The organism is Nocardiopsis suaedae (assembly GCF_027706745.1).
Taxonomy (GTDB): domain Bacteria; phylum Actinomycetota; class Actinomycetes; order Streptosporangiales; family Streptosporangiaceae; genus Nocardiopsis_A; species Nocardiopsis_A suaedae.
Map to the genome: position 1 here is coordinate 30,018 of NZ_JAQFWP010000019.1, position 13,372 is coordinate 43,389.

The following is a 13,372-nucleotide window of genomic DNA, read 5'->3' on the forward strand; positions in this document are numbered from 1 at the left end:
CATGAGCACGGACACGCCCGCCACCGCCCCGACCCTCGCCGACCTCACCGCCCGCACCGGCCTCACCGTCCTGGACCACCTGGAGCGCGGGGCCGCGGTCCCCGTCCTCGACGGCCTCCAGGCCCAGGGCGACCTCCTCATCGTCCCGCTGCACCTCGTCGCCGACGAGGTGGCGCTGTCCGGGGGCGCCGCAGGCTCCGGACCGCGGTGGACACCGGTCCCGGCCGAGGGCCTCGAACTCCTGCGCAGCGCCGCCGGAGGCAACCCGCACACCCTGGCCGCCGCCCCCGGCACCTGCCGCTGGACCCCCGACGTCCACGACCGCCACCGCCTGGCGCTGGGCGTCCTGGCCGCCACGGCCCCCGCCTACCTGCTCCACCCCGAGCACGGCGGCAGCGGCCTGGCGCCCGGCACCTACGCGGTCCGCCGCCAGCGCGAGGCGGCCCTGCGGCACGCCTGGCGGGACGACCGGGCCCGCTGGTCGCCCGGAGAGTCCCGCCTGGTGGCCGACTGACCCGGCCCGTTCCCGCCCCCTGATCGGGCGCCCGCCCCCGGAGGACGGACCGGGGCGGGCGCCCCCCGCCGCCGACGGCCGTGTCCGGAAGCGGAAAGAGGGGCGGCCAGGCCGTCACCGGGCGTCTAGAGTCGATGGCGCACCAACGCGGCGCCGTCGGCGGCCACGGCCGCCGACAACCGAGGAGGGTCGAGGTGCCCGCTGCCCCCGTCGAGGCGGCACTGGTCGGGATCCGCTTCGCGCAGGCCCCGGGGTCGTTCGCCGGCACCGGCGTCCTGGTCACCGACACCACGGTGCTCACCTGTGCCCACGTCGTGTCCCGGGCCCTCGGCCGACCGGAGGCGTCCGCCCCGGACCCGCAGGACCGGCTGTCGCTGTCCTTCCCGCTGACCGGGGAGCCGGACGCCGCCGTCGACGCCGGGATCGCCCTCCTGCAGCCGCGCAACACCGGCGAGCCCGGCGACGTGGCCGTGCTCCGGCTGCCGCCGCCGCTCCCGCCCGGCGCGCACCCGGTCCCGCTCGTCGCCGTGGACGCCCCCTCCCGCACCGACGTGCTCGTCGGCGGCCTGCCCCTGGACCGCGGACTCGTCGCCTGGGCCCGCTGCCTCGTCCTGGCCCATGCCGCCCCCGGCCTGCTCCAGATCGAGGACCAGCGCACCCTGGGCATGCGGGTGCAGCCGGGGTTCAGCGGCGGCCCGCTCTGGTCCGAGGTGCACCAGGGCGTCGTGGGCATGGTGGCCATGGTCGACCCCGGCCCCGAACGGCGGACCAGCTTCGCCATCAGCGGCCGCGCGCTGTCCCGGGCCGCTGGGGAGGCGACGGGGGCCGGAACCGTGCCGCCCGCGCCCTACCGGGGGCTGCACGCCTTCGAGGAGGCCGACCGCGACCTGTTCTTCGGACGCGAGGAGCTGGCCCGCACCGTCGCGGCCGACCTGGCCCGACGCGGCCGCAACGTCCTGCTGGCCGGGCCGTCCGGCGCGGGCAAGTCGTCGCTGCTGCTGGCGGGCGTGCTGCCCGAGCTGGAGGAGGCGGACCGGGCGCGGTGCCTGGTGGTCCGCCCCGACGACCTCGCCCGCCGCGAGGAGGAGCTGGAGCGGGCCGCCGCCGGAGAGGGGCCCCACCGGTTCATCGTCGTGGACCAGGTGGAGGAGGCCGTGGAGGCGGAGGAGGCCGCAGGGGAGGCGGGCCGGGGGCTCCTCGCCCGGGTCGCCGCCGCGGCCCGCACCGCTACCGGTCCGCGCTGCCTGTTCGCCGTGCGCTCGGACCACCTGGACGCCGTCCGCGGGCGGCTCGGGATCGCCCCCGGGGACGGCCCCGTCGGCGCCGCCTGGCAGCCGCACGAGGTCCCCCGGATGAACGACGACCAGCTCCGCCGGGCCATCGAGGGGCCGCTGCCGCCGGGGGCCCACTTCGCCCCCGGGATGGTCCCGCGCCTCCTGGACGCCGCGCGGGGCGGGGACCCCGACACCCCGCCGCTGCCGCTGCTCCAGCTCACCCTGGCGCGCCTGTGGGACCGCAGGACCTCCGCCGGGGTGATCGGCCACGAGGCCTACGACGAGCTGCACGGGCTGAGCGGCGCCGTCGACGGCTACGCCGAGCGGATATGGGAGCGGCTCGGAGAGGAGGACCGGGGTGTGGCCCGCGGCCTGTTCCTGCGCATGGTGCGGGTGCTGCGCGAGGCCCCGCCGGTGGGGCGCTCGGTGCCCGTGGCGGACCTGGGGGAGGCCGAGGCCGACCTGGTCCGCAGGCCCGCCCTCGACGGGCTCGTCGCCGCGCACGGCCGGGGGGACCGCGCCGTCGTGCGTTTCACCCACGACGCGGTCATCGCCCATTGGAGCCGCCTGCGCGCCTGGGTCGAAGCGGACCGCGCCTTCCTCACCTGGCAGGACGAACTGCGCGGCGACGTCGAACGCTGGTCGCGGGCCGGGGAGGACACGTCGCTGCTGCTGCGCGGCCCGGCCCTGGCGCGGGGCCGGGAGGCCGCCCGCGACCGGCACCGCGACCTGGGACCGGCCGAGCTGCGCTACCTGGAGGCCTCCGCCGGCCAGGAGCGCAGGCGGCGCACCCGCAAGCGGCTGTGGACCGTGGGCCTGAGCGCCCTGCTCGCCGTCCTGCTCACCGTCGTGCTGGCCGCCGAGGCGTGGCGGCGCCAGGCGGGGGAGGGGGAGCGGGTGTCGGCCTCGCAGCAGATCGCGGCCCAGGTCAAGGAATCCTTCAGGCAGAGCGGGGCCACGCTCCTGCAAGCCGTGGCCGCCTACCGGACCGCCCCCACACAGGAGGCCGCCGAAGTCCTGTTCACCGCCTACATGCAGACCCGCCACCTGGACCGGCTGCTCAGCCCGCCGGGCCTGGAGTACGGGGCGGGCGACGGCGCCGCCCTGACCCGGGGGCTCGACCGGGTGGGGATGCGGTCGGGCGACCGCATGCTCCTGTGGCGGCGCACCGCCGAGGGGTACGTGGAGGAGGAGATCAGCGGCACCGCCGCGCTCGCCGGGACCCTGTCGGCCGACGGGTCCCGGACGGCCCTGCGGGTGCCCGGCGGCGTGCGGATCCACGACGCCGACGGCGGGCGCCTGGCCACCGTCCCCCTGGAGTCCGACGAGGAGGCGGGCTTCCTCTCGCTCTCGCCCCAGGGGACATACGCGGCGTTCTACGACGCGGCCGAAGCGGAGATCGCCGTCCATACCGCCGACAGGGCGGCCGAGGAGGTGCTCCGGCTCCCGGCCGGCACCGGCGGAGGGCGGCCCCCCTCCTTCGCGTTGTCCGAGCGGACGCTCTATGTGGAAGGCGGCGGCGACGGCCTCGGCCTCGAAGAGCCGCTCGGCGTCGATCTGGAGGACGGGAGCCGGACGGTTCTGGACGGTTCCTTCTTCAGTTCGTCCCTGCAGACCGGGCGCGTCGTCCGGTTCGCCCCCGGAGAACGCGAATCCGCGCTGCTGACCTGCCGGGAGACACCCGTGGAGGAATCGTTCGACGGGCCGCCCGAGAGCGACATCGCGGTGCACCGCCCCGCCGAGGCCGACACCGGTGACCGGTTCACCGCCCCAGTGGAATGCAGCGAGAGCATCGGTTTCGGCCTCGACGGCCGATACGCGGCGGCCTCCGGGCGCACATGGGACCGGTACTACCTCGACGTCGACGCGGGAGAGGTGATCGGCGGCGCCGCCCCGTACGGTCAGGGCACGCGCGTGGTGCCCGCGTCGGCCGGGTCGGGACTGCTGCGCACCGCCCACCTCGGCGGGGACTACGAGGGCGTCGGCATCGGCACCGTCGCCCCCGAGGGCCTGTCCGGCCGCCTCGACACGCTCGGGCTCACCGTCTCCGGCGGCGGCGACCTCGTGCTCACCCTGCGCAACCCCTTCCGGTACGAGGGTGGGCCCCCGCGCGGCGACGGCGTGGAGCTGTGGGACCGCGAGGGCGAACGGCTCGGCGCCGTCGACCTCCCCGACGCGGCCGCCGCGACGGCGCGTGACACGCACCTGGTGCTGGCGGGAAGGGAACGGGTCCAGGTGCACGAGACCCGGAGCCGCGCGCCCCTGTGGGGCGTGGACCTGCCCGGCTCCGACGAGCCCCAGGCCCTGGTGGCCGACGACGACGCGCACGTGCTGATCGTGGAGGACTCCGGGCGGGCGCGCGCCTACGCGCTGGAGGGCGGAGACCCGGTGGGACCGGCGTTCCCCCTCCCCCTGCCCGAGAGCGCGGGGCCCGGCGGCGCCCGCATGCCGCTGACGATGGACGAGATCCCCGGACGGCCGCTCGTCTACCGCGTCGTCGGCCCGGACGGCGCGTCCCTGCAGACCTGGGACGCCCGCACCGGTGAGCGCACCGGGACCGAGCCGCTGCCGACCGGGGGAGCGCTGGCCGCCTTCCACCACGACCCCGACGACGCGGGGCACGGTGTCGCCTACTCCTACGACGAGGACGACGGCTGGCAGGTGGAGCTGTGGCGACTCGACGGGAGGGCGCCCCGCAAGGAGGAGACCCTCGTCGGCGGGTTCGGGCTGTCGGCGGTCACCAGCGACCGGCCCGTCATCGCGGTCGTGGACGGCGACGTCCTGCGCACCTGGGACTACTCCGGCGAGGAACGGCGCACACTGCCGCTCCCGGCGAGCAGCGACAGCAGGGTCGTGGCCGTGCACGGGGAGGAGGGGCTGATGCTGACCCGGGGCGACCACGGCGGGGCCCAGATCTACTCCCTCGACCCGGAGGAGTGGATGCGGCACGTGTGCGCGGTGGCCGGGGACCGGGAGCTGACCGGGGCCGAGCGGAGCGGCATGCCGGCGGCGGCGGTCGCGGACGGGGTGTGCACCGGCGGGTGAGGCGGGACGGCGCTGCGGATCCGGCGATCGGGGACGGGGGAACCGAGGGAGAGGGGAGAGGAACGCATGGCCCGTTATCCGGACGTGCCGGTCGGCGGCGGGACGGTGCGCGTGGAGGTCGCCCCGCTGCCCGGCGACCTGATCCCCGCGGCGGGCGGGGACCATGCGCAGGTCGATCGGCTCTCGGAGTCCTTCGAGGCGGCGGTGGACCGCATCCGCCCGATGGCGGAGGCGATCACCGGGAGGCGCGCGGGGATGCGGGTGCGCCCGGACACGGTGACGGCGCGGTTCGGCATGGAGGTCTCCGCCGACGCCGGGGTCGTGGTGGCCCGCACCGCGGGGGGGGGAGGCCCAGATCACGGTGACCCTGACCTGGGAGAAGGAAGGCTGAGAGCGCGTCGGCCCGTCGGCGAGGGCCGGGCGGGGACGCGGCGGCGCCCCGCCCTCCAGGGGGCGCCGCGTCCCGCCCGGTGTGTTCCGCCCGAGAGCCTCAATCGGTCCGGTCGCCGACCTGGCCCGCCGGGGGCGGGCCGCCGAGGCCGGAGAGGAGTTCGCGCAGCAGGTCGGCCAGCAGCTCCCGGCGCTCGGGGGGCAGGTGGGCGACCAAGCGCTCCTCGGCCGTGAGCAGGTCGGCGACCACGCGGTCGAGCAGGGCGGACCCCGCGTCGGTCAGGGCGACGGCGCGCGCGTGGTAGCCGGATCCGCTCGTGGTCCGCTCGACCAGGCCCGCCTCGGACGCCCGGGCCACGCGCTGCGTGATCGCCCCGGGCGTCACCCGGCACGCCTCGGCGATGTCCCCGGGGCTCATCCGGTAGGGCGGCCCGGAGCGCCGGAGCGTGGAGAGCAGGTCCAGCGTCGCCGTGTCCACGCCCAGGTCGGCCAGGAGCCTCCGGCGCTCGTCGCCGAACACCTTGGCCGCCCACCAGACCCGGGTGATGATCCCGATCGACTCGACCGAGACGCCCGGCAGCTCGCGCCGCCAGGCGTCCTGGATGGCGTCGGCGCCGTCGCGCGGGGGCCCGGGCGGCCCGGCGGCCGGTTCAGCGGCCATTCTCGGCACCGCCGTTCACCTGGACGATCTGGGCGGTCACGTGCCCCGCGCCGGGCGAGGCGAGCCAGTGGACCGCCTCGGCGACGTCGCCGGGGGTCCCGGCCCGGCCGGTGCGGGTCTGCGCCACCAGCGCGGCGTGGCGCTCATCGTCCAGCGCGCCGCCGAAGAACTCGGTGCCGTCGATCAGGCCGGGGGCGACGGCGTTGACCGTGATGCCGCGCGGCCCCAGGTCGGCGGCCAGGTCGTAGATGTACGGGTGCAGGGCCGCCTTCATCGGTCCATAGGAGCCGCCGCCCGAGCCGCGGTAGGCCGCGATCGACGAGACGAACACGATGCGGGCGGAGGGGGTGAACAGGTCGCGCAGGGCCTCGGTCGGCAGCACCGACGTGAGGACGTTGGCGCGGAAGTCGCCCGCCCACCGGCGGGCCGTGTCCGTGAGGCCGTCGGCGGCGCCGTCGCCGGTCCCGACGTTGCCCCCGGCGTTGTTGACCAGGACGTCGACGGTGCCGAAGCGGTCGGCCAGTTCGGCGCGGACCCGCTCGGCCCCGGCGGGGTCGCCGAGGTCGGCGGGCAGCGCGGTGGCGCCGATCCCGTCGGCGGCCCGGCTCAGGACGTCGGCCCGGCGGCCGATGACCACCACCCGGTCCCCTCCGGCGGCGAAGCGGGCGGCGACCGCCCTCCCGATCCCGGTGCCGCCGCCGCTGACCACGACCGTGCGCGCCATGGGAGACCATCCTCTCGCTACGCTGACTTTAGGGCTAAATTTTAGAGCTAAAGTCACCGTAGCACTACTCCGGGGCGGCCGTTCCAACTTCTCGGCCCGAACTTTGTGCACATGCGCGAACGCCGACCGGCCCCCGGCCTGGCTACGGTGCCACCACCGGCACCGACGTCACCGAGGGAGTCCCGTGAAACTGCTCATCACCGGCATCACCACCCAGTCCTCCATCGCCTACGCCGTCGCGGAGGAGGCGATGAAGCAGGGGCACGAGGTCATCCTGTCCAACCCGCCCGGCCGCCAGCTCTCCATCCTGGAGCGCATCGCCAAGCGCCTGCCCGCCGAACCGGTCGACGTCCTGGGCCTGGACGTCACCGACCCGGACCAGGTCGACGCCGCCGCCAAGGCCGTCGCCGGGCACTGGGACCACCTCGACGGCCTCCTGCACTCCATCGCCTACGCCCCGGCCGAGGCCCTGGGCGGCAACTTCCTGGAGACCGGGTGGGACGACGTCGCCGAGGCCGTCCACGTCTCGGGCTACTCGCTCAAGGCCCTGGCCGTCGGATTCCGCGACCTCATGGCCGAGGCGCCCGACGGGGCCGGGGTGGTCTCCCTGACCTTCGACGCGAGCCGCGCGTGGCCCGTCTACGACTGGATGGGCAGCGCCAAGGCCGTCCTGGAGAACAGCACCAAGTACCTCGCCCGCGACCTGGGGCCGCAGAACATCCGCGTCAACGCCCTGGCGGCCGGGCCGATCAAGTCCCTCGCGGGCGGGTCGATCCCCGGCTTCGACCGGATCGCCGACCGGTGGGGCGAGTCGGCCCCCGTCGGGTGGGACACCTCCGACGCCACGGTCGTCGCCGGGCCCGCGCTCTTCCTGATGTCGCCCGCCGCGCGGGGCATCACCGGGACGACGCTGCACGTCGACGGCGGCCACCACGCCATGGGCGCCCCGGTCGCGGGCCTGTGACGCGGTCGGTGCCGTGACGGGCCGCCCCGTCGGCGGGGCGCTCTGCGCGCTGACGGCGAGGGCGGCCAGGCCGGACGTGGCCACCAGGCCCGCGACCGGGGCCTCTGAGGGCCGGGAACACGGCGAAGTGGTCCCCCGAGGATCGTCGCGTAGGCGGGCGCGACGGCCACGCTTTCTCGGGCGCCGAGCGGCCGACGTCCCCCGGAGGCCTCTCCCGGGGTTATTCCCGGCTGGTCCCGTTCGCGCGGCGCGTGCGTCAACGAGAGGTGCTCCCCGTGCGATCGGGCAGCAGCAGGGGAGGATCACCTATAGGAGGAGGTTGTTCGGGCGGTGCTCCCGACGCCTCGTTCGCCTTGAGGAGCCCGCCTAAGGAGTACTGTGACCGCGCCCTTGCTCTTCCTGGACGTGGATGGCCCCCTCAACCCCTATGCCGCCTCACGGGACGACCTCCACCGCGCCGGGTACCGCTCCCTCGGCCTGTCCGGTGTCCTGCTCCACCCCGGCCACGGGCGCGCCCTTCTCGACCTGCCCTACACCCTCGTCTGGGCCACCACCTGGGAGCACGCCGCGAACGACGTGCTCGCCCCGCTGTTCGGCCTGCCCCGCCTGCCGGTCGTGGAATGGCCCGACGCCGCGCCCGCCTACGGGGCGCTCTCCTTCAAGACGCCGACACTGGTGGACCGCGCCCGCGGGCGCCCCTTCGCCTGGGTCGACGACGACATCGACGACGCCGACCGGGCCTTCGTCGCCGACCACCACGACGCGCCCGCCCTGCTGCACCGCGTCGACCCCGCCGTCGGCCTGACCCCTGGCGACTTCGCGGCGCTGGCCTCCTGGGCGCCCGCGTCACTTCAGCAGTAGCGCGACGAGCTCGGCCCGCGTCTCGTCGCCGCCCTCCTCGGCCAGGGCCTCTTCGAGTGCCTGCGCGTAGCTCTCGCGTGCCTCTTCGACCTTCCGCCGCCCCAGGTCGGTGATCTGCGTGTACACGCCGCGCCGGTCATTGGAGCAGTGGTAGCGCTCGGTCAGGCCCGCCCGCTCCAGGCGGCCGACCATCCTGCTCAGGGAGCTCTGGCCGATGGGGATGGCCTCGGCCAGGAACTGCTGGCGCAGGTGGCCGTCGTCGTCGGAGTAGTGCAGCGCGGACAGCGCCGAGTACTCCGAGCACGTCAGCCCGTGCGGCTCCAGCGCGCGCTCCAGACGTTCCCGGACGCGCGCCTCGAACAGGCGCAGGCTGCGCCAGCGCGCCTCGAGCGGGGTCGGCTCCTCGATCCGGGGGTCGGCCGAAGAGGGGGAGGGCGCGCCCATGCCGGGACTCCTTGCTGTGGCGGACTTTGCGCCAGCATATCCAGCACGCGCGCAGGACCTCCATGCAAAGGACGTCACAGCGGTCATTTGAAATACAAAATACGTCTGTGCAACTATTGCGGCGACGTAGACCCCGGGATCTTGGCCCGGGGCCCCGCCCCAAGGAGTACGGATGCCCCTCGCCGTGTTCGCGCTGATGCTCGCCGCCTTCGGCATCGGCACCACCGAGTTCGTGATCATGGGTCTGCTGCCCGAGGTCGCCGACGACCTGTCGGTCACCCTCACCACCGCGGGCCTGCTCATCTCCGGCTACGCCCTCGGCGTCGTCGTCGGCGGCCCGCTCTTCACCGCCGCCGCCACCCGCATGCCCCGCAAGACGATGCTGCTCGTCCTGCTCGGTTTCTTCATCGCCGGGAACGCCCTGTCCGCCCTGGCCCCCGGGTACGGGACCCTCATGGCCGGGCGCGTCCTGGCGGCCGTCTGCCACGGCGCCTTCCTCGGCATCGGCTCGGTCGTCGCCGCCGACACCGTCGCCCCCGAGCGCCGCACCCGGGCGATCGCGATGGTCTTCACCGGTCTGACCGTCGCCAACGTCTTCGGCGCCCCCCTGGGCACCTGGATCGGCCAGGCCTTCGACTGGCGCGCCACCTTCTGGGCCATCGCCGCCCTGGGCGTGCTCAGCCTGATCGGCCTGGTCCTGCTGGTGCCGGCCGGGCAGGAGGGCGCACCCGCCCGCCTCCGCGACGAGCTGGCCGTCTTCGCCCGCGGCCAGGTGTGGCTGGCGCTGGCCACCGCCGGACTGAGCATCGGGGCCCTGTTCGCCGCCTTCAGCTACGTCGCGCCGCTGATGACCGGCGTCGCCGGGTTCTCCCCGGGCCTGCTGACGCCGCTGCTCATGCTCTTCGGCGCCGGGCTGGTGGCCGGGAACCTGGTCGGCGGGCGCCTCGCCGACCGCGCGCAGGTGCCCACCCTGCTGGTCGCCCAGGCCGCACTCGCCGCCGTCCTCGTGGCCTTCACCCTGACCGCGCAGTACCCCATGGCGGCCGCCGCGATGCTCGCCCTGGTGGGCGGCGCCGGGTTCGCCACCGTCCCCGGCTTCATGGCCCGGGTGATCGACAAGGCCGAGGGCGCCCCGGTGCTCGCCTCGGCCGTGGCCTCCTCGGCGGCCAACGCCGGGATCGCCGTCGGCTCCTCCCTCGCCGGACGGACCATCGACGCCGGACTCGGCCTCACCTCGCCGCTGCTCGTCGGCGCGGCCATGGCGGTGCTGGCCTTCGGCGTGACCGCGGCCTCAGGGGCTCTCGACCGGCGCCGTGCACCGGCGCTCTCCCGGCAGGAGTAGGCTCCCCCGCCGTGAACGGATCCTCCCCACCGACCGACCACCTGCGGGCGACCGCCGACGCCTACGACGGCCTCGCCGACCGCTACGCCGAGTTCGCCCGCGGGTCGCTTGCCTCCCTGCACCTGGACCGCGCGTTGATCGGCGCCTTCGCCGACCTGGTCCGCGGCGCCGGGCCCGTCCTGGAGCTCGGGAGCGGCTCGGGCGAGATCACCGGCCACCTGCGCGGCCTCGGCCTGGACGTGTCCGGCGTGGACCTGTCCCCGGCCCTGGTCGCCATCGCCCGCAAGGACCTGCCCGACGTGGAGTTCCGGGTGGGCTCCATGGGCGACCTGGACACGCCCGACGGCGCACTGGCCGGTGCCCTCTCCTGGTACTCGCTCATCCACCTGCCGCCGGAGGAGGTGCCCGCCTACCTCGCCGAGTTCCGCCGCGTGCTGGCGCCCGGCGGCCACCTCCTGCTCGCCTTCTTCGAGGCCGAGGGCGGACCGGTCGCCCCCTTCGACCACGCGGTCGCCACCGCCTACCGGTGGCCGGTCGACGCGATGGCAGCGGCGGCGGCCGGGGCCGGGTTCACCGAGGTCGGCCGGATGCTGCGGGAGCCCGTCACCGACGAGCGCTTCCAGGAGCGGTTCCGGCGCGGCCACCTCCTGATGCGCGCGGACGGGGAGGCCGGGTCCGACCGGTCCTCCTAGCCGATGCCGCGGCCGCCCCGGCGTCAGTGCGCCGCGGCGGCCGCGCTCCTCCTGCCGACGATGAACCAGCACAGCGCGCCCAGGAACGGCGCGCAGATGATGAACAGGGCCCAGACCACCTTCATCCCCGCGTCCAGCCGCGAGGTGAGGCTGCCGAAGAACGCGGCGACGATGAATGCGACGTAGGCCAGCAGGCCCACGGTGACGAGGGCGAGCAGGGCCGCACCCCCGACCTGGTCGGCGAAGAGCGCGGTGGTGGCGGCGGTGTGCACGAGCATGGCGCGGCATCCAATCCCTGGGGCGTTCCGGTCGCGATGACGGATTCAACGCTAGGGAGCGGCCACCGTCCGGCGCGTCGCTCTGCGGGACCAACCCGGTGTGCGACCGGAGTGGGGGGTGGGCGGTACCCCGCCTCCCTCGGCTGGTGGTCCCGGGGGTCAGGGGGCCAGCACGATGCGCCTGCGCTCCCCTCCCTTCGCCATCGCCCGGTGGGGTCCGCGTCGGCGCCCGCGTCCCACCCGGGTTCGGCGCGGTCGGTGAACGCGGTGCCGCGCGCCATGCGCTACTCGGAGCTCGCCCGCCGCCTACGACGCCCGCACGGACCGAACGGACCGATCCGGGCGCCCCGAAGATTCCCAAGAGCCCTTTACCTTCGCGTGAAAGGGGTTCGTCTAGCATTTCTCCATGACGTCCGAGTTGCGCACCCAACGGCTCCGCATCCGGGACTGGGCGCCCGACGACGCGCCCGCCGCGCTGCGGATATACGGGGTCGAGAAAGTGGCGGCCCGCCTCACTCCGGAGATGAGCACCGTCGGCGACGAAGAGGCCATGCGCTCGGTCCTGCAGGCCTGGATCGAGGCCCAGCCCAACCTGGTCACCCCGGCCGGGCGCTGGGCGGTCGTCCGCGAGTCCGACGGGGAGGTCATCGGCGGCCTGGCGCTGCGCCAGCTGCCGCCCTATGAAGAGGACTTCGAGCTGAGCTGGCACCTGCGCCCCGATGCCTGGGGGAGCGGGTACGCCAGCGAGGCGGCCCGCGCCCTCGCCGCGTGGGCGTTCGGGCAAGGGCTCGAGGAGCTGTTCGCCGTCGCCCGTCCCGACAACGAACGCGCTGCCGCCACCGCCCGCCGCATCGGCATGGAGTGGGTGGGCGAGACCGACAAGTACTACGACACCACTCTGCAGGTCTTCCGGATGCGTCCCTCAGACCTGGAAGGCGCGGTCCCCGCGGGTTTCACGGACAACTGACCGGGCGCGCGAGGGCGCGCGTCCCGGAGCGTAGGATCCGGTGGACCGGAGCGGCCGGAGCCTCCGGAGCGCCCACCACCGAGGAGCCGCATGGAACCGCGCGTGCGACCGGCGGAGAAGGCCGACATGGAGGCCGTCGCCGCCGTCTACGCCCACTACGTCACCGAGACCGTGGCCACCTTCGATGAACAGGCGCCTGACACCAGTGCCTGGCGGGCCCGCCTCCTCGACCTGCGGGAGCGCGGCCTGCCGTTCCTGGTGGCCGAGGCCGGGGGAGAGGTCGCCGGGTACGCCCTGGCGGCCCCCTGGAAGCCCAAGTCCGCCTACCGGTACACGGTGGAGGACTCCGTCTACCTCGCCCCGGGGCGCACCGGCGCCGGACTGGGCACCCTCCTGCTCGGCTCCCTGGTGGAGTCGTGCGCCGAGGCCGGGATCCGCAGCATCATCGCGGTCATCGCGGACACCCCCGACGGTGCCCAGGCCGCCGCGTCCATCGCGCTGCACGAGCGCTACGGCTTCTCGCACACCGGCCGCCTGGAGGGCGTGGGGTACAAGCACGGCGGCTGGCTCGACACCGTCCTGATGCAGCGCGCGCCGGGCTGACCGGGACGGCATGTCCTCATTCTGCGGCGCGGCGGGGATGAGCGTGCGCCGCGCGGGGTCCGCGGGCATCCTGGGCCGTAGGGGACCCAGGGGTCCGAAGAGGACAGGGCGAGCGAGGGAGGCCCGATGACCACCGCCACGGGAGAGCGCGACCTGACCCGTCTCATCTCCGGGATGCGTCCGGAGCTGCGGGAGGGCGAGTACGTCTTCACCCACGCCCCGGAGGTGCCGCCGGGGGTGCGCCCGGTCGCCACGGTGGCCGAGGACGAGGCCATCACCATCGTCTGCTCCCGCGCCGAGGCCGACGCCGCGGGCCTGTCTTACGACTACGTGGCCGCCTGGATCGAACTGAAGGTGCACTCGTCCCTGGAGGCCGTCGGGCTGACCGCCGCCGTCGCGGGGGCGCTGGGGCAGGAGGGGCTGTCCTGCAACGTGGTCGCGGGCTTCTTCCACGACCACCTGTTCATCCCCTACGACGAGCGCGAGCGGGCGGTGTCGGCGCTCGAAGGCCTCGCGGCGGGCGGCTGAGCCGGAGCCGGGCGCCGCTTGCCGTCGCCGGGGTGCTTCCCCGTTGCCGGGGCGAACCGGGCCAACGGCAGATCTACGCTATAAA

Annotated in this window: 13 protein-coding genes and 1 pseudogene; 10 read left to right on the forward strand and 4 right to left on the reverse strand. The window is 75.2% G+C overall.

Annotation, left to right across the window (positions count from 1 at the left end):
* The first annotated feature begins 1 nt into the window (after position 1).
* The 3 genes and pseudogenes from O4U47_RS12280 to O4U47_RS31280 all read left to right on the forward strand — a co-directional run.
* Positions 2-514, forward strand: coding sequence for a hypothetical protein (locus O4U47_RS12280; RefSeq protein WP_270677947.1), 513 nt, complete (start codon positions 2-4; stop codon positions 512-514).
* Between the two features lie 194 nt (positions 515-708).
* On the forward strand, positions 709-4,833 hold the full coding sequence (locus O4U47_RS12285) for a serine protease (protein ID WP_270677948.1): 4,125 nt from the start codon (positions 709-711) through the stop codon (positions 4,831-4,833).
* 66 nt (positions 4,834-4,899) lie between these two features.
* Positions 4,900-5,115 (forward strand): annotated as a pseudogene (locus tag O4U47_RS31280) (hypothetical protein); the annotation flags it as partial.
* A gap of 208 nt (positions 5,116-5,323) precedes the next feature.
* Here O4U47_RS31280 and O4U47_RS12295 read toward each other — a convergent pair.
* Together O4U47_RS12295 and O4U47_RS12300 are read right to left on the reverse strand one after the other, a co-directional pair.
* Positions 5,324-5,884: a MarR family winged helix-turn-helix transcriptional regulator gene (locus tag O4U47_RS12295; protein ID WP_270677950.1), complete on the reverse strand. Its 561-nt coding sequence runs from the start codon at positions 5,882-5,884 to the stop codon at positions 5,324-5,326.
* Positions 5,874-6,608: an SDR family NAD(P)-dependent oxidoreductase gene (locus O4U47_RS12300; RefSeq protein WP_270677951.1), complete on the reverse strand. Its 735-nt coding sequence runs from the start codon at positions 6,606-6,608 to the stop codon at positions 5,874-5,876. Before O4U47_RS12300 ends, O4U47_RS12295 begins: the two co-directional genes overlap by 11 nt.
* 184 nt (positions 6,609-6,792) lie before the next feature.
* Between O4U47_RS12300 and fabI the strand changes: the two genes are divergently transcribed.
* The gene (gene fabI / locus O4U47_RS12305) at positions 6,793-7,572 is read left to right on the forward strand and encodes an enoyl-ACP reductase FabI (protein ID WP_270677952.1); all 780 of its coding nucleotides are present in this window, start codon (positions 6,793-6,795) and stop codon (positions 7,570-7,572) included.
* 378 nt (positions 7,573-7,950) lie between these two features.
* Entirely contained in the window at positions 7,951-8,433 is a 483-nt protein-coding gene (locus O4U47_RS12310; protein WP_270677953.1) for an HAD domain-containing protein, read from the forward strand.
* Here O4U47_RS12310 and O4U47_RS12315 read toward each other — a convergent pair.
* Entirely contained in the window at positions 8,419-8,877 is a 459-nt protein-coding gene (locus O4U47_RS12315; RefSeq protein ID WP_270677954.1) for a MarR family winged helix-turn-helix transcriptional regulator, read from the reverse strand. The two genes, O4U47_RS12310 and O4U47_RS12315, sit on opposite strands and share 15 nt — an antisense overlap.
* Before the next feature lie 172 nt (positions 8,878-9,049).
* Between O4U47_RS12315 and O4U47_RS12320 the strand changes: the two genes are divergently transcribed.
* Entirely contained in the window at positions 9,050-10,219 is a 1,170-nt protein-coding gene (locus O4U47_RS12320; protein ID WP_270677955.1) for an MFS transporter, read from the forward strand.
* Positions 10,220-10,230: 11 nt separating this feature from the next.
* The gene (locus O4U47_RS12325) at positions 10,231-10,911 is read left to right on the forward strand and encodes a class I SAM-dependent methyltransferase (protein ID WP_270677956.1); all 681 of its coding nucleotides are present in this window, start codon (positions 10,231-10,233) and stop codon (positions 10,909-10,911) included.
* Positions 10,912-10,934: 23 nt separating this feature from the next.
* On the opposite strand, the gene O4U47_RS12330 is transcribed toward O4U47_RS12325, so the two are convergent.
* A complete protein-coding gene (locus O4U47_RS12330) occupies positions 10,935-11,189 on the reverse strand; it encodes a PLD nuclease N-terminal domain-containing protein (protein WP_270677957.1) in 255 nt (84 codons plus the stop codon).
* 406 nt (positions 11,190-11,595) lie between these two features.
* On the opposite strand from O4U47_RS12330, the gene O4U47_RS12335 reads away from it, so the two are divergent.
* The 3 genes from O4U47_RS12335 to O4U47_RS12345 all read left to right on the forward strand — a co-directional run bounded on the left by O4U47_RS12335 (position 11,596) and on the right by O4U47_RS12345 (position 13,287).
* The gene (locus tag O4U47_RS12335) at positions 11,596-12,156 is read left to right on the forward strand and encodes a GNAT family N-acetyltransferase (protein ID WP_270677958.1); all 561 of its coding nucleotides are present in this window, start codon (positions 11,596-11,598) and stop codon (positions 12,154-12,156) included.
* Between the two features lie 90 nt (positions 12,157-12,246).
* Positions 12,247-12,759, forward strand: a complete 513-nt coding sequence (locus O4U47_RS12340; RefSeq protein ID WP_270677959.1) for a GNAT family N-acetyltransferase — start codon at positions 12,247-12,249, stop codon at positions 12,757-12,759.
* Between the two features lie 126 nt (positions 12,760-12,885).
* Positions 12,886-13,287: an ACT domain-containing protein gene (locus tag O4U47_RS12345; protein ID WP_270677960.1), complete on the forward strand. Its 402-nt coding sequence runs from the start codon at positions 12,886-12,888 to the stop codon at positions 13,285-13,287.
* Positions 13,288-13,372 lie beyond the last annotated feature (85 nt).